General features: G+C 66.8%; 21 protein-coding genes and 1 tRNA gene. 13 read left to right on the top strand and 9 right to left on the bottom strand.

Annotated features, from left to right (window positions below):
• The first annotated feature begins 18 nt into the window (after positions 1-18).
• Together QH168_RS16990 and QH168_RS16995 are read left to right on the top strand one after the other, a co-directional pair.
• Positions 19-1,509, top strand: coding sequence for an amino acid permease (locus tag QH168_RS16990; RefSeq protein ID WP_280235633.1), 1,491 nt, complete (start codon positions 19-21; stop codon positions 1,507-1,509).
• Between the two features lie 182 nt (positions 1,510-1,691).
• Positions 1,692-1,976, top strand: coding sequence for a hypothetical protein (locus tag QH168_RS16995; protein WP_163814843.1), 285 nt, complete (start codon positions 1,692-1,694; stop codon positions 1,974-1,976).
• A gap of 68 nt (positions 1,977-2,044) precedes the next feature.
• On the opposite strand, the gene QH168_RS17000 is transcribed toward QH168_RS16995, so the two are convergent.
• Positions 2,045-3,256 carry a L,D-transpeptidase gene (locus QH168_RS17000; protein ID WP_280235634.1) on the bottom strand — a complete coding sequence of 404 codons (1,212 nt, stop codon included), beginning with the start codon at positions 3,254-3,256 and terminating at the stop codon, positions 2,045-2,047.
• 309 nt (positions 3,257-3,565) lie between these two features.
• Between QH168_RS17000 and QH168_RS17005 the strand changes: the two genes are divergently transcribed.
• A tRNA-Lys gene (locus QH168_RS17005) sits at positions 3,566-3,638 on the top strand.
• An 813-nt stretch (positions 3,639-4,451) separates the two neighbouring features.
• Here the strand turns inward: QH168_RS17005 and QH168_RS17010 are convergent.
• Positions 4,452-5,354: a LysR family transcriptional regulator gene (locus QH168_RS17010; protein ID WP_280235635.1), complete on the bottom strand. Its 903-nt coding sequence runs from the start codon at positions 5,352-5,354 to the stop codon at positions 4,452-4,454.
• Between the two features lie 324 nt (positions 5,355-5,678).
• On the opposite strand from QH168_RS17010, the gene QH168_RS17015 reads away from it, so the two are divergent.
• The gene (locus QH168_RS17015; protein WP_280235636.1) at positions 5,679-6,260 is read left to right on the top strand and encodes a dihydrofolate reductase family protein; all 582 of its coding nucleotides are present in this window, start codon (positions 5,679-5,681) and stop codon (positions 6,258-6,260) included.
• A gap of 230 nt (positions 6,261-6,490) precedes the next feature.
• On the opposite strand, the gene QH168_RS17020 is transcribed toward QH168_RS17015, so the two are convergent.
• Positions 6,491-7,258 carry an ArsR/SmtB family transcription factor gene (locus QH168_RS17020; protein WP_280235637.1) on the bottom strand — a complete coding sequence of 256 codons (768 nt, stop codon included), beginning with the start codon at positions 7,256-7,258 and terminating at the stop codon, positions 6,491-6,493.
• Between the two features lie 65 nt (positions 7,259-7,323).
• Between QH168_RS17020 and QH168_RS17025 the strand changes: the two genes are divergently transcribed.
• The 4 genes from QH168_RS17025 to QH168_RS17040 all read left to right on the top strand — a co-directional run bounded on the left by QH168_RS17025 (position 7,324) and on the right by QH168_RS17040 (position 11,543).
• Positions 7,324-8,805, top strand: a complete 1,482-nt coding sequence (locus QH168_RS17025) for a DHA2 family efflux MFS transporter permease subunit (protein ID WP_280235638.1) — start codon at positions 7,324-7,326, stop codon at positions 8,803-8,805.
• A gap of 58 nt (positions 8,806-8,863) precedes the next feature.
• Entirely contained in the window at positions 8,864-9,727 is an 864-nt protein-coding gene (locus QH168_RS17030) for a PhzF family phenazine biosynthesis protein (RefSeq protein ID WP_280235639.1), read from the top strand.
• An 839-nt stretch (positions 9,728-10,566) separates the two neighbouring features.
• Entirely contained in the window at positions 10,567-11,190 is a 624-nt protein-coding gene (locus QH168_RS17035) for a transglycosylase SLT domain-containing protein (protein WP_280235640.1), read from the top strand.
• 38 nt (positions 11,191-11,228) lie between these two features.
• The gene (locus QH168_RS17040; RefSeq protein WP_280235641.1) at positions 11,229-11,543 is read left to right on the top strand and encodes a hypothetical protein; all 315 of its coding nucleotides are present in this window, start codon (positions 11,229-11,231) and stop codon (positions 11,541-11,543) included.
• A gap of 72 nt (positions 11,544-11,615) precedes the next feature.
• Here QH168_RS17040 and QH168_RS17045 read toward each other — a convergent pair whose 3' ends face one another.
• Both QH168_RS17045 and QH168_RS17050 read right to left on the bottom strand, forming a co-directional pair.
• Positions 11,616-12,119 carry a MarR family winged helix-turn-helix transcriptional regulator gene (locus tag QH168_RS17045; protein ID WP_280235642.1) on the bottom strand — a complete coding sequence of 168 codons (504 nt, stop codon included), beginning with the start codon at positions 12,117-12,119 and terminating at the stop codon, positions 11,616-11,618.
• A 62-nt stretch (positions 12,120-12,181) separates the two neighbouring features.
• Positions 12,182-14,302 carry an acyltransferase family protein gene (locus QH168_RS17050; RefSeq protein ID WP_280235643.1) on the bottom strand — a complete coding sequence of 707 codons (2,121 nt, stop codon included), beginning with the start codon at positions 14,300-14,302 and terminating at the stop codon, positions 12,182-12,184.
• Positions 14,303-14,591: 289 nt separating this feature from the next.
• On the opposite strand from QH168_RS17050, the gene QH168_RS17055 reads away from it, so the two are divergent.
• On the top strand, positions 14,592-14,891 hold the full coding sequence (locus tag QH168_RS17055) for an excalibur calcium-binding domain-containing protein (protein WP_280235644.1): 300 nt from the start codon (positions 14,592-14,594) through the stop codon (positions 14,889-14,891).
• 74 nt (positions 14,892-14,965) lie between these two features.
• On the opposite strand, the gene QH168_RS17060 is transcribed toward QH168_RS17055, so the two are convergent.
• Positions 14,966-15,187, bottom strand: a complete 222-nt coding sequence (locus tag QH168_RS17060; RefSeq protein ID WP_014349541.1) for a DUF3618 domain-containing protein — start codon at positions 15,185-15,187, stop codon at positions 14,966-14,968.
• A 178-nt stretch (positions 15,188-15,365) separates the two neighbouring features.
• Between QH168_RS17060 and bcp the strand changes: the two genes are divergently transcribed.
• Complete coding sequence (bcp, locus tag QH168_RS17065; RefSeq protein ID WP_280235645.1) at positions 15,366-15,839, top strand: thioredoxin-dependent thiol peroxidase; 474 nt, start codon at positions 15,366-15,368, stop codon at positions 15,837-15,839.
• Here bcp and QH168_RS17070 read toward each other — a convergent pair.
• The gene (locus tag QH168_RS17070) at positions 15,836-16,561 is read right to left on the bottom strand and encodes a TetR/AcrR family transcriptional regulator (RefSeq protein ID WP_280235646.1); all 726 of its coding nucleotides are present in this window, start codon (positions 16,559-16,561) and stop codon (positions 15,836-15,838) included. The two genes, bcp and QH168_RS17070, sit on opposite strands and share 4 nt — an antisense overlap.
• Before the next feature lie 125 nt (positions 16,562-16,686).
• Here QH168_RS17070 and QH168_RS17075 point away from each other — a divergent pair, with 125 nt between their 5' ends.
• The gene (locus QH168_RS17075) at positions 16,687-17,664 is read left to right on the top strand and encodes an ATP-binding cassette domain-containing protein (protein ID WP_280235647.1); all 978 of its coding nucleotides are present in this window, start codon (positions 16,687-16,689) and stop codon (positions 17,662-17,664) included.
• A gap of 27 nt (positions 17,665-17,691) precedes the next feature.
• Positions 17,692-18,480: an ABC transporter permease gene (locus QH168_RS17080; RefSeq protein WP_280235648.1), complete on the top strand. Its 789-nt coding sequence runs from the start codon at positions 17,692-17,694 to the stop codon at positions 18,478-18,480.
• Positions 18,481-18,499: 19 nt separating this feature from the next.
• On the opposite strand, the gene QH168_RS17085 is transcribed toward QH168_RS17080, so the two are convergent.
• Positions 18,500-19,756: a hypothetical protein gene (locus QH168_RS17085; RefSeq protein ID WP_280235649.1), complete on the bottom strand. Its 1,257-nt coding sequence runs from the start codon at positions 19,754-19,756 to the stop codon at positions 18,500-18,502.
• A 359-nt stretch (positions 19,757-20,115) separates the two neighbouring features.
• Here QH168_RS17085 and QH168_RS17090 point away from each other — a divergent pair, with 359 nt between their 5' ends.
• Entirely contained in the window at positions 20,116-20,736 is a 621-nt protein-coding gene (locus QH168_RS17090; protein WP_280235778.1) for a TetR/AcrR family transcriptional regulator, read from the top strand.
• Between the two features lie 171 nt (positions 20,737-20,907).
• Here the strand turns inward: QH168_RS17090 and acpS are convergent, their stop codons facing one another.
• A complete protein-coding gene (acpS, locus tag QH168_RS17095) occupies positions 20,908-21,345 on the bottom strand; it encodes a holo-ACP synthase AcpS (protein WP_280235650.1) in 438 nt (145 codons plus the stop codon).
• Positions 21,346-21,351: the final 6 nt, after the last annotated feature.

Here is a 21,351-nt window from a genome sequence, read left to right on the forward strand (position 1 = left end):
TCAGTGAGGAGACCTGCCATGGCGATCACGAGCGGAATCTTCCGCACCAAATCGGTGGAACAGTCGATCCGGGATACCGACGAACCGGATTCGAAACTCCGCAAGGACCTGACGGCGAAGGACCTCACCATCTTCGGTGTGGCCGTGGTCATCGGTGCGGGCATCTTCACCCTCACCGCACGCACCGCGGGCACGGTGGCCGGGCCGTCGGTATCGCTCGCGTTCGTCTTCGCGGCGATCGCCTGCGGTCTGACGGCGCTGTGCTATGCCGAGTTCGCCTCGACGGTTCCGGTGGCCGGCAGCGCCTACACCTATGCCTACGCGACCTTCGGTGAGGTCATCGCGTGGATCATCGGCTGGGATCTGATCCTGGAATTCGCGCTCGCGGTCTCGGTGGTGGCCAAGGGATGGTCGCAGTATCTCGGTGAGGTGCTTGGCGCCAACGCACCGGTCGTCGAGATCGGATCGGTGCACTTCGACTGGGGTGCGGTGCTGATCATCGCGATCGTCGGAGTCCTGCTGGCCACGGGGACGAAACTGTCCTCCCGCGTATCGGCCATCGCGGTCGCGATCAAGCTCGGTGTGATCGCCCTGGTGCTGGTGGTGGGCGCGACCTATTTCAAGCCCTCCAACCTGACGCCCTACATTCCGCCCTCGGAGCCCTCGGAGAAGGCCGAAGGTGTGCGCCAGTCGCTGTTCGCCTTCCTCACCGGCTCCGGCGGCACCAGCTACGGCTGGTACGGGCTGCTGGCCGCGGCCAGCCTGGTGTTCTTCGCGTTCATCGGCTTCGATGTCGTCGCCACCACCGCCGAGGAGACCCGCAATCCGCAGCGCGACGTACCGCGCGGCATCTTCGGCTCGCTGGCCATCGTCACCGTGCTCTACGTCGCGGTATCGCTCGTCCTCACCGGCATGGTGTCCTACACCCAGCTCGCGGACGGGAACGCGACCCTCGCAACGGCTTTCGCACTCAACGGAGCCACCTGGGTGAAGAACATCATCGCCATCGGCGCACTGGCCGGGCTGTCGACCGTGGTCATGGTGATGTACCTGGGCCAGACCCGCGTGCTGTTTGCCATGTCGCGTGACGGCCTGCTTCCCCGCGGCCTCGCGCAGACCGGTTCCAAGGGCACGCCCGTGCGGTTGACCATCATCGTCGGTGTGGTGTGCGCACTGCTGGCCGGGTTCGTCGACTTCGGCACCCTCGAGGAGATGGTGAATATCGGCACCCTCGTCGCGTTCGTGCTGGTGTCGGTGGGCGTGCTGATCCTGCGCCGTACCCGCCCGGATCTGCCGCGCGGGTTCCGGGTGCCGTTCGTCCCGGTGGTGCCGATCCTCGGCGCGCTCGCCTGCCTGTGGTTGATGCTCAATCTGTCCATCGAGACCTGGTTGCGTTTCGTGATCTGGATGGCGCTGGGGACCGTCGTGTACTTCGCCTACAGCCGCTCGCATTCGGTGCTGCGGCGCACATCCGAGCCAGACGACAAGAGCCTGTCACCGGCTCGATAGCGATGGTCACAGCCCCCGGTTCGCGCCGAGCCGGGGCCTGTGACGTGCGCACGAGCCCGTTCACGACATGTGAAACGTTCATAGTCCGAATGTGTGGTGCATCTCGGCACCGGTCCGTAGACTGCGCGAAAGGGGGCCGCCACCGTGGCGCACCCGCTCGACGAGAAAGACAACATCTCCTGATGCGTTCCGCGGTAATCGCAGCCTTCATCGGCGCCACCCTCGTCACCGGATCCGCCGGAACGGCCGCGGCGGCGGTCGGGCTGCCGGATATGCCCGACTCCGGTTCCGCCAGCAGCGGCTCGGCGGGCGGACTCGCCACCACCGGCTCCTCCGGCACCGGCTCGGCCGGCCTGCCCAACCTCGACCGGCTGCTGCTCGGCGGCGAGAAACTGCTGTGCGCCGCCACCGGCAGCGCGGCCGCCATGGCCGGCAACGCCCACCTCGGCTGCGACATGCTGCCCTGAGCGACCCGAAAACCAGACGAGCGGACACCGGATCACCGGTGCCCGCTCGTGGCGTCTCTCGGGCCGTATCAGCCCACGTCGGCGTTGCCCGCCTTCCACTCCGACCACGGGATGTTCCAGTCACCGAGGCCATCCACACCCGACAACGTCCCGCCGACGGTGTTCTGCACGATGGTGATGTCGCCACGTTTGGCGTTCTCGAACACCCAGGCCGCATCGGCCGGACTCAGGTTCAGACATCCGTGGCTGGTGTTCGAATAGCCCTGCTGACCCACCGACCACGGGGCCGAATGGAAGAAGATGCCGCTGTAGGAGATCCGGGTCGCGAAGTCGACCGGGGTGCGATATCCGTCGGGTGAATTGACCGACACACCGTAGGTCGAGGAATCCATGATGATCTCGCGGTGCTTGTCGGCGACGATGTAGACACCGTTATCGGTGGGTGTGCTGTCCTTACCCATCGAGGTCGGCATGGTGCGGATCACCTGACCGTTCTTCTGGACGGTCACCTGCTTGGTGTTGTCGTCGGCGGTGAAGATCACCGCATCACCGATGGTGAACGAGGAGTGGATGTCGTCCTGGCCGTAGAGCCCGTCACCCAGATCCTTGCCGTAGACATTCACATCGATGGTGACCTTGGTGCCAGGAGCCCAGAAATGCTCCGGCCGCCACCGGACCTCGCGATTGTTCACCCAGTAGAACGCACCCTCGACGGCGGGCTCGGTGGTGATCTTGATGGCTTCCTGCGCAGCCTTGCGATCGGGGATGTTCTCGTCGAACTGGATCGCCACCGGCTGCCCGACGCCGACGACCTCGCCCTCACCGGGGATGAGATAGGGCTTGGTCTTGTTGTCGGGCGAGGTGGTGGTGAAGCTCAGCGTGCTCGTGGTCGCACCACCGAGGCCGACCGCCTCGGCCACCAACTTGTAGGTGCGCCCGTAACCCAGCGGCTCCGAGGTCGCCCATGAGCGGCCGTCCGACGCGAGAGCACCGGAGACCGGCTCCTCCTCCGGCGTGAGCAACGACACGTTGGTGAACTTGCCGTCCTCGACCTGGAAGGCCATCGGCGCGGCCGGTGATACACCGACATCGCCGTCCTTGACCGGCGCCAGTAGCTTCGGCTTGATCAGTTCGGTGATGGGGTTGCGGTCGATGGCCACATGCTCGTTCGCCGCATCCGACGACGAGCACGAAGGCAATGCCAACGCCACGACCGCGAGCAGGACCAGCGGCCCTGCGAGCTTCCACGTCGACCGATGTCGACCTCGACCAATACGCATCTCAACCCCGTTTCAAGTCCCGGTGCAACAGCCCGCACCGACGGCTTCGGATCCCACCGATTACCCACCGAGCTCAACCCACCGCACCGGGCGGGCCGGTCGAGACCACGTGCTGCCATTCTGCCAGCCCGGCAGACGGTTCCCAACGTGACGACCGGCTCGTCTCGGCGCGTCTTCACGGTTAGATCCCATGCGAACCACAACCCGTTACGGGTAGAGCGACGCACGCCACACCCTCGGCCGATGTATCGATTTCACTTTCTGCGCCCGGTCCTGTTAATGTCTGTCCCGCACCGGAACACGGGGCACGCGCCATTAGCTCAATTGGCAGAGCAGCTGACTCTTAATCAGCGGGTTCGGGGTTCGAGTCCCTGATGGCGCACAACAAGCATGGCCCCTGACCAGATCATTATGGTTAGGGGCCTTTCTTTGTGCACATGTTCGATGGTGCTGTCACTCGCGTCATCCGCCCTGCCTGAGAATTCCTCGTTCATGAATTCGATTCACGTTGCTGGTCCGCGGCGCACAGGCGCTCCAACGGCGCCCACTGTTCGTCAGGCAGATCGCCATGGTTCACCCGCCGATCGCTCCACAACCCGGATCATCGCGGGCACGCGATCCTGCTCGCGTTTCGGAAGTGAGGCGACGTCGACGGCACGTGGAATGCCGCATGCGGCAACTCGATGGCAACTCGATATGGGCCATCCGGCCGATGACCACAGCCCTATCCGAGCCAGGTAGAGGCGAGAAAGTGCCGTTGTTGTCGGAGTGCCGGGCCGAGATTCGTCGCTTGCGCCCTGGTTCCGAGCTGCCACATGGTCGTGCGTCATCGCCGAGATGACAACGTCAACTATGGGTTAACGATGCTGCTCGATTCAAGCGTTGATCCTCCGCGAGCCGGGAGGAATCATCAGTGGAGAAAGGGATCGCAGGTGTCTCGACTACCGGGATTCGGCCAGGCCGATGGCGGTCGTGTCACCTCGGGTGAGGTCCCTTGTCGCAGTGTTGTCAATCCTCGGTCGGTACGGTCGGCAGAGGAGCGAAGGAGTGCCGTGTCCGTGTCAGCGAACAAGTCCACAGTCGATCAGTACATCGGCAGGTTCAAAATCCGGCCACGGACAGATCCAGGCATACCTCACCGACGGTCTCGAGTGGACCGTGTCGGCCACGACAGGAAGCGCACCGATTTGTCCGATCAACCGGGGCGCTGCGGAAGTTCAGTTCGTGGAGGGGTAGATGCGGCGGCTGCCGCGAAATCGCGAACCACATCGTTCGAGGTAGCGGTGCGCCAGACCAGTGCCCACTTGGCGGCGGGTGCATCACGAATCGGCCGGTAGACGACGTCCGGGCGGCGGGCATACTGGGCCGCGTGCGCGTGCACCGGTGAGATGGCTTCGCCGGTGGCGAGGATCGGGAGCATCTCCTCGAACGTCGTCACCGTCGGCCCGACCGGGATCGTCCTGCCGCCAGGCGTCCGATGCGGGACCAGCGCGTCCCGCCAATAGGCGGGATAGGCGCCTCCCATCACCACTTCGTCGGCGAGATCCTCCAACGAAACGTACGTACGTGTAGCGAGACGGTGCGAGGCCGACATCGCGAGCAGGATGGGCTCGACGAATACCAGCGGTCCGACAGTCAGATCGGGTTCACGAACGGGAAGCCACAACACCGCCGCGTCGATATCGCCGGAACGCAGCCCAGCGAAAGGATCCGCGAAACCCACCGAACGTATCCGCACCTCGATATCCGGCCTTTCCCTCGCGAAGACTCCGAGCGCCGGACGCACCATCTCGGTCTTCCAACTGAGCATCCCTAGCTTGAGCAGGCCTGTTGCACCTCGGGCGGTCCGGCCGGCGCGTTCGAGCACATCCTGCAAGCCGGAGTACGTGGAGGCCAACTCGTCGCGCAGTTGCTTGCCGAGCGGTGTCAGGGCGACGTGGCGGCTGGTCCGCTCGAACAGCACGCCACCGACTCTGCGCTCGGCCTTCTTGACGACCTGGCTCACCCGAGCGGTAGTGAGGTGCAGCCGCTCCGCGGTCCGCCCGAAATGGAGTTCGTCGGCAAGGGTGAGGAATACCTCGATGTCACGCAGCTCCACCGGTTCTCCTTTACATACTCCTGCCCTGGTTCGACCCGCGCAGCTGGTCATCGATGATATTCGACCAACGCGCGCACACCGATCGGCCGATGGTTGACCCGCAGCCGAAGTGTTCGACCAGGTCCGATAGCGATGATCGGCATCAGGAGACCCGGCCGATCGCGACACGGTACAGACGCATCTTCACCGAGAGCATGTGGCGATAACAGGGTCGCTCGGGCTCTTGATCTCGGCGACCGACCGCGGTCCATCACCCGAATCACCCACAAGTTAGCGGCGACCATCGCCGCAGACCCGCACACCAACACCAACAGGAGCAATCTCATGGGACGACTGATCATCAACGTCGGCACGACCGTCAACGGCGCCTTCGAAGCACCGGCACCCGAGCCACACGGTGGGTGGCTGGTCACCGACCCCGACAGCATGCGGGCAGGACGTGAGATGTGGCAGGCCGCCGACGCAATGCTGCTCGGACGCAAGACCTACGAAGGCCTGTCCGCGGCTTGGCCCAAGCTCGCCGATGCTCCGGGTTTCGAGGCGTACGCGGCCCGGATGAACAGCATGCCCAAGTACGTTGCGTCGCGGTCGCTGAGCGCACCGCTGGAGTGGAACGCCACCCTGCTCGATGGAGCTCTCACCGAGGCCGTCAGCAACCTCAAAGACAAACACGACGGCAATCTGATCGTCCCCTGTGCGGGCGAGCTGGCCCGTGACCTCATCGCAAACGATTTGGTCGACGAGTTCTGGATCAACGTCAGCCCCTACCTCTGGGCGGACGGGCCGCAAATCCTCGACGGCATCGGACCTCTCCGGTTGGAGCCGACCAGCACCACTGTCTTCCCCTCGGGGGTGATCCGCCTCTGCTACCGGCCTGCCCCAGCTGATTCGTTCGCCGCACGATAGTCGGCGCGGCGCCCGGCGCCGGTCCACAGCTCTTTTCAAGCCCCACCGAACGCGGTCGTTCCCGAATTCCTACCGGAGCGACGCGTTCGGGCGCGTCCAGCCGTGCACACATAATGCTCACACAGCAGCGCACCGGATAGCCGCGTCAGGTCGCCATTCCACTCTTGAAGGAGACATGCCGGCGCCGCGTTGTGTCGCCACGATGGGCCCCAGCGGTAGCGCGGTGATGTTCATGCTTCGCTGAGTACCAGACCAAGTGACTGCTCGAGGCCGGCGGCGCCATGGTCGGTGAGGTGGACCAGGCGGGGGGCGACGCCCCAACGCACCCAGCCCAGGTCGAACAGTCGGGTGGTCAAGGCCGCACCGAGACCGCCGGCCAGGTGGTGGCGGTGCTCGCTCCAGTCGACGCAGTATCGGATCGCGGGCCGGCGCGGCGGCAAGCGGTCGGTGTCGATGCCGAGTTCACCGAGTCGCTCGCGGCCGGTGTCGGTGAGTTCGTAACGAATGTCATGACCGTAAGCCGAGGGGCGGTCGCGCACCGCGTCCTCGGGACGGTGTACTCCGTCATATCCGGTGAGAATGCCGCGGTCGAGCAGCGCCTGAAGCAGGGCGACGCCGAGCTGTCCGGCCAGGTGGTCGTAGCAGGTGCGGGAGCGGTGCAGTGCGTTGGTGCGGTTGCTCTCCCGCAGCGAAGTGATGGGCAACGGCGGCGCGATGAGCGCCAGCGCCTCCAGGGCCGCGCTGACATCGGAACCGGCGAGGCGGTAGTAGCGGTGCCGCCCCTTCCGCGCGACCGTGACAAGCCGGCCTTCCACCAGCTTGGCGAGGTGCGCGCTGGCCGTAGCGGCACTGACCGCGGCCTCGCCGGCCAGCGCGCTCGCGGGCAGGGTCCGGCCGTCGGCCAGGCATTTGAGCATGACGGCCCGGGAGGGATCAGCGATCAGAGCTGCGGCACGGGCGATATCGGTCTGGCGCTGGAGCGGGTGGGGATCCGACATGACGACAGCATATGACATCAACACTTCGACGAATGACGAAATATCTGGGGTAGAGGATCTACCACATGATCTCCACGGACCTCGCCACCCGGCCCATCCACGCCGACGGTCTCACCGGTTCATCCCAATCGTCCTCAACCCCCGACGCGGACAACTCGCGATCCACACTCGCGCTGGCCCCGCTGGTCGCACTCAGCCTCGGCTACTTCCTCGTAATGCTCGACGTGACCGCCGTCAATGTCGCCCTCCCCGATATCCGCGCGTCCCTTGGCGCCCGTCCCTCGGCTCTGCAATGGATCATCGACGGCTACAGCACCGTCTTCGCGGCGCTGCTCCTGCTCGGCGGTGGCCTCGCCGATCGACTCGGGCATCGGCGGGTCTTCCTTGCCGGCCTCGGAGTCTTCATGATCGCGTCCGCAGTCTGTGGCCTCGCCGCGAACGCCAGTACGCTGATCGCCGGACGGCTCGCCCAGGGTGTGGGCGCGGCACTGCTCGTACCCGCCTCGCTCGCACTCCTGCAAGCCGCTTACCCCGATCTGGCAGTGCGGACACGGGCTATCGCGATCTGGGGCGCGGTGGCGTCTGTCGCTTTCGGCGCTGGCCCCGTGGTCGGCGGGGTCTTGGTCTCAGCTGTCGACTGGCAATTCGTGTTCTGGCTGAATCTGCCTATCGGCGTTCTCGCCGTGCACCTCACTCTGCGCTATCTCCGTGCCTCCACCCGCCTGGCGAGCGCCCACCGGATGGACCCGCTGGGACAGGCGCTCAGCATCGTCGGGCTCGTCGCCTTGGCCTACGGCCTCAACGAGGCGAGCGCACGCGGCTGGACGTCGACGCCTATCCTGGCCGCCTTCGGCCTGGGCACCGTCGCGCTTGTCACCTTTGCCCTGGTCGAGCGAGTCCTGGAGGCACAGATGGTACGGGGCCGCGGCAAGCGCGCACCGCTGCTGCCACCCTCATTGTTCCGCTCCCGAGCCTTTACCAGCACCGCCGCGATCGGATTACTGATCAGCCTCGGCTATTACGGCATGCTCTTCCTGACCACCCTGTATTTCCGGCAAGAACGCGGTTTCAGCGCTCTGGCGACTGGCTTCGCGCTACTGCCGTCGGTGTGCATGGGCTTGGCAGCCGCACCGCTGTTCAGCCGGATCGTTGCCCGTACCGGCCCGTACATCCCGATGGCCGCGGGCCTCATGCTCGGCACCGCCGGCTTCCTCGGCTGGCTGCTCGCCGGGCCGCACACTCCCTATTCCGTACTGCTGTTCGCCCTGGTTGCCACCGGGCTCGGCCAGACCATGACGGCCCTGGCTGCCACTGCCGCCATCATCGACGCCGCCCCCGCGTCAGGGGCGGGCATCGCCGCCGCCGTCTTCAACGTCTCCCGGCAGGTCGGCAGCGCCGCCGGGGTGGCGCTGTTCGGCATGCTCGCCGCCTCCAACGGCTTCATACCCGGCCTGCGGCTATCGGCGGCTCTCGCTGCCGCAGCCTTCGCCACCGGTACCTTGCTCGCCATGTTCACCCTGTCGCAGTGGCGCGCCAACGACCAGTGACCCCTCGACTCCCGTCCACTCACCCGCAATCCGGCTCCGACAGAAAGAATCCTCACCAATGAACGCTCCGACCCCCACCGCCATCCTGCACTACACCGCCTTCGCAACCAGCCCCCACGGCGGCAACCCAGCCGGGGTTGTACTCGACGCCTCCGGACTCGACGACAACACAATGACCGCAATCGCCGCCGAACTCGGCTACTCGGAATCCGCCTTTCTCACACCCGGCCCCACCCCGGACGACCACAGAACCTTCACCCTTCGGTTCTTCAGCCCCAAGGCGGAAGTCGACTTCTGCGGCCACGCCACTGTGGCCACGGCCATCGCACTCGGTGAACGGTTCGGACCCGGGAATTTCGACCTCCACACCCAGGCCGGTCTGGTACCGGTCGCCGTACAGGACGAAAACGGGACGCTGAAGGCCACGCTCACCACCGTGCCGCCGCGGGTGTATGAGGCAGATCCGAGCGATGTCGCGGAGGCCTTGGCGGCGCTCGGCTGGACGAGCCAGGAGCTGGACCCCGCGCTGCCCCCGCGGATCGCGTACGCGGGGGTACACCATCTGGTACTGGCGGCCGCCACACGAGAACGGCTGGCCGACCTGGACTACGACTTCGACCGCCTGCTCGCGCTGATGCATCGGCTAGACCTGACCACGGTGCAGCTGGTCTGGCGCCAAACCACGACGATCTACCACGTCCGCGACCCATTCCCCGTCGGCGGCGTCGTAGAAGACGCCGCCACCGGTGCCGCCGCCGCGGCCTTCGGCGCATACGCGCGCCAGCTCGGCCTGGTTCCGCCCGACGCCGAGCTGACCCTCCACCAAGGCCACGACATGGGTCGACCGTCGCTGCTGGAAGTCACGCTGCATCCGGGCGAGGAGCAGGTCAGGGTCACCGGCACCGCGGTCCGGCTCCGCTGATCGCGCCGAGGCCGGGCGGCCGCGACACGAGGACCTGTGCGGGATCGTGGGGCGATTGAAGTGGTCGGCCCGCCGGCGGTGCATGGGAAGACTCCGGCTTCGATCACCGAAGATGCCGCAGTCGTCCCGGCTGTGTTCAATCGCCATTCTCAGACCGAATTCACAGTGATCGCCCAGAACAGTCACGCATCACGCGCCGCCGAGGCTGGAGCGACAGCTGGGATCCACTGCGACCGGCTGTGAACTCTGGCCGAACCACAGCAGCGGACTCGGGGTTCGAGTCCCTGATGGCGCACAACAAGAAAGCCTCGGCATCACATTATGCCGGGGCTTTCTTTTGTTCGACCCAGTGGGCGCGGTCACGCGCGAATACACCGGCAAGGTCACGGGAATGTCACTTTCAGGCCCTGAAACAGACTTTGTGTTGAAAAGTTCTGTGAGCTGAGGCACAAGAGGTTTAATCGCAAACCCCCTGCATAGGTTCCGGATCGATGCAGTTCACTCGAGGGTTTCAAGGTCAACATCGCCTCCGATTGGCCCTCTATTCACCTTCCGTTAACCTTCCGTGACCATTCTGCAATCAGGTCGAAGCAAGGGCCGACGCTCCACCCGAGTGGAGTTCCGCGCGACGCGGCGGGCCGGGACACGAATTCCCAGGAACCGCATGAGATCCACGCGTCGGTGATCGGGAACCGCTGAGTGTTCCCGTCGCACAACACAACCCCACAACAGCACACAGCCCTGTTCCGGCGTGCGCGCAGAGAGCCGCCGCCGTGGATCCGTGCTGCCTTCCTGCGGCCGGATCGAAAACCTACACCGATCAAGGAACCGATTTCGCCATGCCTGACCGACGCCTTCCCACCATCCGCCGCCGCTCGCTTCGTGAGGGATTCGCCTTCGCGGCAGCCGCGGCCGGAATCGTCGCCGTCGCCGCCTCCTCCGCGGTATCGGTCGCCGATGACAGCGTTCCGGAGCGCATCGCGATGGTCGCCGAGCAGCAGCCCGCCGCGCAGGCCGAGCCCGCCGCCGACAAGCCCGCCGATCAGCCGGTCGCCGAGGCCGTGCCCGCACCGGCCCCCGCACCCGCGCCTGCCCCCGCACCGGAGCCGATTCCGGCCCCGGCCCCCGCGCCGCCGGTCTACCCGGACAACCTCGACGGCTGGATCCGCCAGGCCCTCGACATCATGGCCGCCAAGGGCATCCCCGGTTCCTACGACGGCATCATGCGCAACATCATGCGCGAGTCCACCGGCAACCCGCAGGCGATCAACCTGTGGGATTCCAACGCCGCGGCGGGTATCCCGTCCAAGGGCCTGCTCCAGGTGATCGACCCCACCTTCGCCGCCTACCACGTCGAAGGCACCCCGTTCGACGTCTGGAACCCGGTGTCCAACATTGTGGCCGCCTGCAACTACGCGGCGCACCGCTACGGCTCGATGGACAACGTCAACAGCGCGTACTGACCCGGACCGGCGTCATCGGCCCCGACGTACACTGCGCCATGGCCGATTACGCCCACTCCGACGCAGCGGCCAGGAGCCGCGCCGAGAAGGCGCGGCTCCTGGCCGGTTTCCTCTGGGAGCGCGGCATCACCAGCGCCGAACTGCTGGCGATGCCCGCCGCGACACGACGCAAACTGGCCCGTGCCGCGCAGACCAATCCGCCGAGCACCGATGAGACCTGGCAGTCGGTGGCGGGATTGCTCGACGAGAAGGACGCGTGGGCGCGACGTCACCCCGATCATCCGGCGGCCCGGCGTTCGCACCGCGACGAGAAGTTGATGTGGGTCAAGCCACCGATCGTGCCCTGGTCCTGAGTCCGATTCCCGGCCGAGGCCGGTCGGGCGCCGCACGGGCGTGCGGTCACCAGCCGCCGACGGCCCGCCCGGTCATACCGTGTGAGCGTCGCCGGGCGTCGCGGTGTACTCCGCGCCCGGCCCTCGGCCGTCCCGTTCCGACCGTTCGGCGACACGCGCCGACAGCGACCGCAACGACCGCGCCTCCGCCTCGGTGATGCCGTCGATGAACATCTCCCGCACCAGTGCGACATGGTGCGGTGCCGCATGCGCGAGCAGCGCCCGCCCCTGCGGCGTCAGCCGTACCAGCACGCCACGGGCATCGTCGGCCACGCGCTCACGCTCGACCAGCCCGCGGGCCGCCATCCGAGCCAGATGCTTGGACAGCCTGCTCTTCTCCCAGCACACCCGCACCGCGAGTTCCTTGGCGCGCAGACAGCCCTCCGGTGCGGCCGAGAGCGGGACCAGCAGCTCGTAATCGGCCATCGACAGCCCGTCGGCCGCCAGCCCGGCCGTGATCGCCGCATCCATCCGCTGACGCAACAGGATGTAGGCCTGCCACGTGGCTTGTTCCTCGTCGTTCAGCCATCGGACCACCACACGATGCTAACCACATGTGGTTGACATAGACACCAATGCCGCGAACGGGCTCGGCCCGCTCACCACCAACCGGTGGTCGCGCCGATCTGACGTTCCAGCTCGGGAGTGATGGTGCGGACATAGCTGGCGGTGAGGTGATGCTCGTCGTGATAGACCAGCACATTGCCCACCACGACCCGGCAGATCTCCGGGCCGCACACCGCATCGCTGAGATCGAGCAGATGCACATTGGGGAAGGCAGCGGCCGGTTCGATGGCCGGATTCACCGGCGACAACGCCTCACTGCGCGCGATACCGCAATTGTCGGCATCGCCACCGGCGGCCAGACAGTCGACCGCACGATATCGGGTGCCCTTGTCATTGCGCAGCCACGGTGTATCCCGGATGGCCATCACGTGCAGATCGCGCTCGGCCATCGCGGTCCACACCTCGACGAACTCGTCGGGAGTCTTGTCGCCGCCGATCGGCCACTGCGGTTCGGTCGCGGTGGTGAACACCCAGTCGGGCCGTTCCGCCCCGAGCCGGTCGACCACGGCCCGCGACCAATCCCGGCAGTCCGGGATATCGAGGCCGCGATATTTGGCGTCCTCCCGGAGATTGAGCGGACAGCCCATCTTGAGCAGGACGACGACCTTCACACCGTGCGCGCGCCCGAGCGCGTCCAGTGCGGGCAACCAGTGCTCGGCATGGGAATTGCCGACGACGGCCATGGTCCGCGCGCCAGCGGGATCACCGTAGACGCAGGTCGTGATCTCGGTGGTGAACCAGTCGGAGATACAGCCATCGATGGTGGAAGGGGGCAGGTCTCCCGGCGCCTCGAGCACCGAGGGCCGCACCCGAGCAGGGGGAACCGTCGCACCCGCCAGCAGGGCCTCGGCGCCCGGATACACCACCGGATCGAGCGCACCGATCGGCCGGGCCGGGTTGTTGATCAGCACGCCCTGCCAGAACCCGGACACCCCGAGCACCAGCACACCGACGACGGTCACCACGACCGCGGCCCCGCGACGCAGCCACAGCGGTGAGGCCGCCGATCCGCCCGAACGCAACCGCAGCGGTTCCTCGATCAATCGGTTGGTCAGCACCGCGAGCACCAGTGACAGACCGATGATCACCAGCCCATCGCCCAGCGTGATCTCGGTGGCCTCGGTCTGGACCAGGTAGTAGATGAGCAGCGGCCAATGCCACAGGTACAGCGCATAGGCGATGGCGCCGAGTTCGACCATCGGCCGAGTGGCCAACAGCCGGGACACCGCGGGCCGCCACCCCGACTCGGTACTGCGGCCCGCGAGGATCAACGCGACGGCCGCGCCCACCGGGAACAGCGCCGCCGGACCCGGGAACTGACGTGCGCCGTCGAACAGGATTCCGCAGGTCAGCACCGCCAACAGCCCGGCAGCCGCGAGCAGCGACATCCCGATCTTCGCCCACAGCCGATCCGGTACCCGCACGAACGGTACGACCACCGCGAGCAGGGCGCCGACCAGCAGCTCCCATGCCCGCGCACCGCTGTCGTAGTAGATCCACTCCTGATACGAACCGGAGCGCAGCGCCGCGTACACGAAGGAGGCGATACCGAGGACCAGCGCCAGCGCGCCCACCGCCGGACGCACCGCCGAGCGACGTCCGGTGCGGCGGCAGATCCAGGCCACCGCGGCCAGCAGCAGCGTGATCGCCACATAGAACTGACCCTGGACCGCCATCGACCACAGATGCTGTAGCGGGCTCACCGAGGGATCGGCCGCCAGATAGTCGGCGGCGGCGTTGGCGAGGTACCAATTCTGGTAATACAGCGCCGAGGCCACCGTCTGGCCCGACATATCCGCCCACTGGGTATAGGGATGCTCGGCCACGGTCATCACCACGACCAGCGCGAGCACCACGAACAGTGCGGGCAGCAGGCGCCGGGCGGTGCGACGGAAGGTCTGCCACAGGCCGATCCCGCCGTCGCCCTCGGCGCGGCGCAGCAACATACCGGTGAAGAAGAAACCGGACAGCACGAGGAAGACATCGACGCCGCCGGACACCTTGCCGAACCAGATGTGGAAGGCCACAACCAACGCGATCGCCACACCGCGCAGACCGTCCAGATCCAGGCGATAGTCGGTCGTTTTCGCGTCCTTCGGCACCGAAGCGGCGGTCGCCGTAGCGGCCGCCGTGCCCTCGCTGATCCGTACCAACTGCCCTCTCCCGATCAACTCGCGCGCCCGCGTACCGGGCGCGCGAAGATCGCACGCGGCGGTCGACACTCAACGGACATAGCAGAATCCCTATCACAACCGGCCGTTTCACCGGAATTCATCGAGCACCCTCCGGCGCGGTGCGGCCCCTGACCACCGAGGCAGAACCACCGGTCGCAGCTGGCATTTCGGTGCCACCCGGTTGACAAGTGCGTGGGTCGTCACAACAGTGGATGCGGCGTTCGGACTCGAGAGCGCCAACTCCACCGCAGCAGACATAGAGGAATACATGAACGTTCGCCGGTTCACTGTCAGCGTCGCCGTCGCGGGACTGACCCTCCTCGCGGCACCGGCCGCGCTGGCCGTCCCCGCCCCTTCCGGTTCCGCAGGCACAGGTTCGTCCGCCGCCGACACCGGCTCGGCCGCCACCGGCTCCGCCGGGACCGCGCAGACCGGCTCGGCTGGTGGCGCCTTCGCCAACTGCGAGGACGTCAAGGCCGCGGGCCGGGCGCCGATCTTCCGTGGCGAACCCGGTTTCGGCCCGCATCTGGATCCCGACGGTGATGGATTCGCGTGCCCGACGGTCTGACACGCTCGAATAGACGAACACCCGGTGCGGCTGCGGCCGACCGGGTGTTCGTCTTTTCGGGGTCCGGCCCGCGCTCAGCGGAAGATCTTGACCAGCACCAGCCCGGCCAGCAACACACCCGCACCGATCAGGGTGTACTTCACCTTCGGCTCGTTGACCTTGGCCACCACCAGCTGTTTGGTGTCGTCGGCGATCCGCTGCGGATCGGCCCGCACCGCGATCTCGTCCAGCGTGCTGGCCAATCGCGTCCGCGCGGCCTCGATCTCCTGCTCGATCCGCTCGGTATCCCTTGCCACTTGGCGCCTCCTGTAGACGATCGCCGCGCCCGCGCGCGGTCCGGTGCTGTGTCGTGCGTCGCCGCGCGATGCGCGGCAGGTTCGCGGACCCCGCCCGGCGCTCGTAGGCGGTCCGGTCCAGGGCTCGCCGACGAGTGTATCCGCGGTCGCGGTCATGGCCTTCGGTTACGGTTCGGTGGTGACCGACAACCACCGCCTCTCCCCCGGCGATCCCGCCCCCGATTTCACCCTGCCCGACGCCGACGGCAACGAGGTCTCGCTCGCCGACTATCGCGGCCGCAAGGTGATCGTGTACTTCTACCCGGCCGCGAGCACCCCCGGCTGCACCAAGCAGGCCTGCGATTTCCGCGACAACCTGAGTGAACTGTCGGGCGCTGGCATCGACGTCATCGGCATCTCACCGGACAAACCGGCGAAGCTGGCCAAGTTCCGCGATAACGAGGGCCTGACCTTCCCGCTGCTGTCGGACCCCGAACGCGGCGTCCTCACCGCGTGGGGCGCGTTCGGCGAGAAGACCATGTACGGCAAGAAGGTCACCGGCGTCATTCGCTCGACCTTCCTCGTCGACGAAGCGGGCAAGATCGAGGTGGCCCAGTACAACGTGCGCGCCACCGGACATGTCGCCAAACTGCGGCGGGATCTCTCGGTCTAGTCGAACGAGCGAAGGAAGCTCTCGTAGCCATCGAGCAGCCGCGCCAGCCCGAACTCGAAATCGGCTTTCTCCCAGTCGATCTCCTCGTCGTCGAAGGCGCGGTTACCGAGCGCGGACAGTAATGCCGGGAACCGCTGCGGGTCGAGCAGCCGCCGCAGCGGCTCGGTGAAATCGGCGTCGAGGTCCACCCCGGTGGCGATATCGCGGGCCATCCGGCGCCGACCCATCACATACAACGACATGTTCATGACCAGTTGGAGTTTGATCGCGTCGGGCACCGACAGATCCCGCATGGTGCCGAGCCCCACCTCGAGCCAGGCCATATTGTTCGGGCCGAGCGGTGGTGACCCGAGCGGGATGTCCAGTGTCCACGGATGGCGGCCGAGCACCTCGTATTCACGGCGCGCCCACACCGTCAGGCCCTCGCGCCACGATCGGCCTGGCTCGATCTCCGGCGGCGGCCCGACGACGCGATCGAGCACCATATCCACCAGCGTGGCCTTGCTGTCCACGTACCGGTACAGCGACATCGCCGTGAATCCCAGCTCGCGGGCGACCCGGTTCATCGACAGCCCCGCATAGCCCTCGGCATCGCCGACGGCGATCGCCGTCTCGAGGATCTGATCCAGGCTCAGGCCACGTTTGGGCCCGCGGCCGCCCGGCTGGTCGATCCCCCACATCAGCGCCACCGACTTGGGTAGTACCTCTTCGCCGGACGTCATCTGCTGCTCACCTTCCCTCGCTCGCGTCGACTCTAGCCGCGTGGCCACGGGCCTTCCCTTGTGCCAGATAACTGTTTATTCTATAAACTGAGTTTAGACCATAAACAGTTTTGATCGGAGATCCGATGGCTCCCCACCGCACACCCGCGCTCGCACTGCACCGCCTCGGCAAAACATTCGGCGAGCACGTGGTGCTCGACGGCATCGACCTGAACCTCGCTGCGGGGACGGTGTTTTCGCTGCTCGGCCCCAACGGCGCGGGCAAGACCACGCTCGTGCGCATCCTGGCCACCCTCAGCACCCCGAATCGGGGCATGGCACGCGTCTTCGGACACGATGTGGTCGACGAACCGGAGGTCGTGCGTCGGCTCATCGGCGTCACCGGCCAGTATTCGGCGGTCGACGATGTGCTGACCGGCGTCGAAAACCTCCACCTCACCGGCAGGCTGCTGCACCTCGGCCGCACCGAAACCCGCCGCCGCACTGCCGAACTGCTGGAGCGATTCGACCTGACCGCCGCGAGGAGCCGTCCCGCAGGCACCTATTCCGGCGGTATGCGCCGCCGCCTCGATCTGGCCATGAGCCTGATGGGCGATCCGCGCATCCTGTTCCTCGACGAACCGACCACCGGCCTCGATCCGCGCAGCCGCCGCGATCTGTGGCAGGTGATCCAGCGGTTGGCCGCCGATGGCACCACCATCTTCCTGACCACGCAGTATCTGGAGGAGGCCAATCAGCTCGCCGACCGGGTTGCCGTACTCGACGGCGGCAAGCTGGTCGCCGACGGCACCCCCGACGAACTCAAACAGCTGGCCCCCGGCGGTCACATCCGGATGCGCTTCGCCGACCGCGACCTGCTGACCGCCGCCGCCCGCGCCATCGATGAACGTGTCGTGGCCGCGGGCGATCACAGCCTCGTCGATATGGACCAGTTGACCTTGCAGGTGCCTTCGGACGGTAATGCGGGCGATGTGAAGCGGCTGCTGAACCGGTTCGACGATCTCGATATCGCCGTCGACCAACTGACCGTGCATCTGCCGGATCTCGACGATGTGTTCTTCGCGCTGACCGGCCACTCCACTCCTGCCGAATCCGCGGCCTGACAGCCTCCGCACCGAAACGAGATGATGATGACCACCCTGTCCCCCGCCGCACGCACCGTGCGCGCCGCCGCCGATTCCGGCACCATGCTGGATCGCAATATCCGCCATACCCTGCGCAGTCCGGACACCATGATCATGACGATCGCGCTGCCGGTGATGATCCTGCTGATGTTCGTCTACGTGTTCGGCGGCGCGATGGAGGTCGGCCCCGGCGCATACATCGACTACGTCGTGCCGGGAATCATCCTGTTGTGCGCCGGTTTCGGTGCCGCGACGACGGCGCCCACCCTCGCCACCGATATGCAGAACGGCATCATCGACCGGTTCCGCACCATGGATATCGCCCGATCCGCGGTACTCACCGGTCATGTCGCCGAGAGTGTGCTCCGCAATCTGCTCACCACCGGGATCGTCATCGGTGTCGCGGTGGCGCTCGGTTTCCGGCCGACCACCGAACCCTTGCGCTGGTCGGCCGCGATCGGGGTGATCGCGATGTTCGTGCTGGCCTTGTCGTGGGTCGCGGCGGCGCTCGGCCTGCTGGCCCGCAATCCGGAAGCCGCGAACGGATTCACCTTCGGCTTCATGTTCCTGCCCTATGTGAGCAGCGCCTTCGTCCCGACCGAATCGATGCCGAGCTGGCTGCATACTTTCGCCGAACATCAGCCGGTGACACCGGTGATCGAGACGATGCGCGGACTGCTGATGGGCACCCCGATCGGCAACAGCGCGGCCCTGGCGATCGTCTGGTGTGCGGTGATCGCGTCGGCGGGCTATCTCGCGGCGCGTGCGCTGTTCCGGCGGCGCACCACGGATTGAGCCGCACCGCGGCTGCCGATCAGCTCGGCAAGACCTGTTCGGCGGCCCACTGGGCGAGCATGCGCACATGCTCGGTCCACCAGGCGTAGGACTCGGGGGTGAAGGCCGGTGGCGGCGGCGTCTCACCGGGGAACAGCAGTCCCTGTGGTGCGCCGACTTTCACTTCCGGTTCCGGCAGGATCGAATTGCGGCTCGGATCCCAGGCGGCGGGCGCGGTCTCCGGTGCGGCCGGGACCAATGGCACACCGCGCTCATCCGGCCACGAATTCCACTGCGGGGCCGCGTACTGCGGACGGGGGGTGGTGTGCAGGCTCGCCGTCTCCGGGACCGTCGTCGCCGAACCCGGCTGGAAGGCCACGTGTTCAGGCGCCCGCACCGGCGTGGGCGGCGGATTCACCGGGGCGTCCGGGCGGGCGATATCGGTGTCGTCGGCACCGACGGTGTGTGAGTTCGCGGCCGACATCGTGTCGGTGGCGGCGGGGGCGGAGTGCCGGTTCTGCTGGCTCAGCAGATACACCCCGCCACCGGCGAGGCCGCCCGCCAGTACACCGGCGGCGGCGACCAGCGCGACGCCGCCGCCGCGCTGCCGACGGGCCTGCTCGATCGGCACCGCGGCCTCGACCAGATCGTCCATGGCGAACAGTGCGGCGCCGATGGCGGGTGCGGACCCGGCGATCATGCAGGGGATCACCGGCGCACCGAACCCGGCGACGGCGCCGGTGACGGCGGGCTGGTCGGCGCCCGTGCCGATCAGTACCACCGCGTCGGGCCTGACCTCGGCGGCGTCGAGCTGATCGCGTGCCACCGTGACCGCCGCGCGCATGGTCTCCATCGTGACCACCGCACCGGAATGCCCGGTGGCCGCGAGCACCCGGCTGCGGCCCTGATCCACCAGCGTGAAGGCCTGATATCCGGGCACGACCTCGCAGATCAGCAGATTGTCGAACTCGTTGAGCCAGGTCATCGCCCCGGCCACACTCAGGTGCGCGGATTTGGTGGACACCAGTGAGGCGCTGCGCCACGGTCCGGAGGCCAGCCGGGTGACGATCGCGCGGCGTTCGGCGGCATCGCGGTAGGCCACCGCGATACCGGCGATCTCACCGGAGGAGCCGATCTCGGCCGCGATCCGATCCAATGCCCGTGCCACGGTATCGGCCAGCTCGGCCTTCCCGTCGCCCGCTGTCGCGGCGACCCGATGCAGCAGCACCCGGTCGGACAATTTCGCGCCCTCGTCGCCGAGGGCCACCGCGTGTACCGCGCCACGTTCGGTGGACACGCCGAGAGTGATGACGGATCGAGCTGATTCGGATCGAGCTACCACAGTTCACGCCTTCCCTGTGCCGCTACCGGTGCACGGACTCGCCGAAATCCGTGCACCTGGAGAGATTTCCCTGCATTTCCCCTGGATCCCTGCCCCGAGCACCCGCCGAAGGCACGTGCCCTTGGTATGTGTTCGATACCACAGGCGGTACGGATGGGTGGTGACGATTACCAGTTTCGATCACCGTCGAGAGCGGTCGTGTATCGAGGACCGACCGGTACCGCTAGCCTGGATGTGTGGATATACGCACGGAGACCAGGTCGCAACGACGCCTGGACCCTGCGTTGGATCTGCAAGACGACCCGCAGGAGCTCATGCCGCGCAAACGGCCGACGCAGGAGCGCAGCAAACGCAAGTTCGACGCACTGCTCCAGGCCTCGCGCGAACTGCTGGTCGAGGTCGGGTTCGAATCGTTCACCTGTGAAGAGGTGGCGGCGCGCGCCGAAGTGCCGATCGGCACGCTGTATCAGTTCTTCGCCAACAAGTACGTCATCGTCTGCGAGCTGAATCGGCAAGACCTGGTCGCGGTTTCCCAGGAGCTGGCCGACTTCCACGGCGAGGTGCCCTCGCTGGACTGGCTGCGGCATATGAACCAGTTCGTCGATCATCTGGCCAGTCTGTGGATGACCGATCCGTCGCGCCGCGAGGTGTGGCTGGCCATGCAGTCCACACCATCCACGCGAGCCACCGGCGCGATCCACGAGAAGGAGTTCGCCGAGGTCGTCTCGCAGATGCTGCGCCCGCTCACCCCGCGCACCCCGCGCGGCAGGCGCACCATGATGGCCGAGGTGCTGGTGCACGTCGTGTACTCGATGCTCAACTTCTCGGTCCAGGACGAACAGAGCCACGCCGACGCCGTCTCCGAACTCAAGCGGCTGATGGTCGCCTATCTGCTGGTGGCGGAGAAGGAGTCACGCACCGCGAGCGAGAGCTGACAGCAGCGGCGGTATCGCTGTGCTGTAGGCGTAAAGGGTCGCTGAGCGCCGCACTTTGTCCACCTCGGCCGGACAGGTGCTACCCCTCGTGGCCGTATGCGGCGCGTGGGCGCTCTCGGCGCACGAACGGCACGCACTCCCGTCGTGACGAGAGTGCGTGCCGTCGGTCGATCAGTTCTCCGGGACTCTGCCCGCGATGAGATCGGCCAGCTCGCCCGGATCTTCCAGTACCACCATGGCGGCGGCGGTGTCGCCGTCATGGGTGAGCGATAGATGTACCCGCGCGCGTGGCAGGAACTCCGCGGCCAGGCCGTGCAGTTTGATGCTCGGCCTGCCCCAGGCGTCGTTGACCACCTCGATCAACGGATACGGGTTGTCCCCGATCTGCGGTCGACGCGCGAAGCGAGACGATGCCCAGGCCTTGAGCACCGCCTCCTTCGCCGCCCATCGCGCCGCGTAACTGCGCGCCGGGTCGGTGCCCTTGCTCTGGCAGTATCGCCGCTCACCCGCGGTGAAGCTCTCCCTGAGCATGGTTGTCCCGGACTTTTGCAGCTGTTCGGCGAACTCGGAGATGGTTACCAGGTCCAAGCCGATTCCGAGGATGGTCACAGTGGC

This window comes from Nocardia cyriacigeorgica, assembly GCF_029868385.1.
Taxonomy (GTDB): Bacteria; Actinomycetota; Actinomycetes; order Mycobacteriales; family Mycobacteriaceae; genus Nocardia; species Nocardia cyriacigeorgica_F.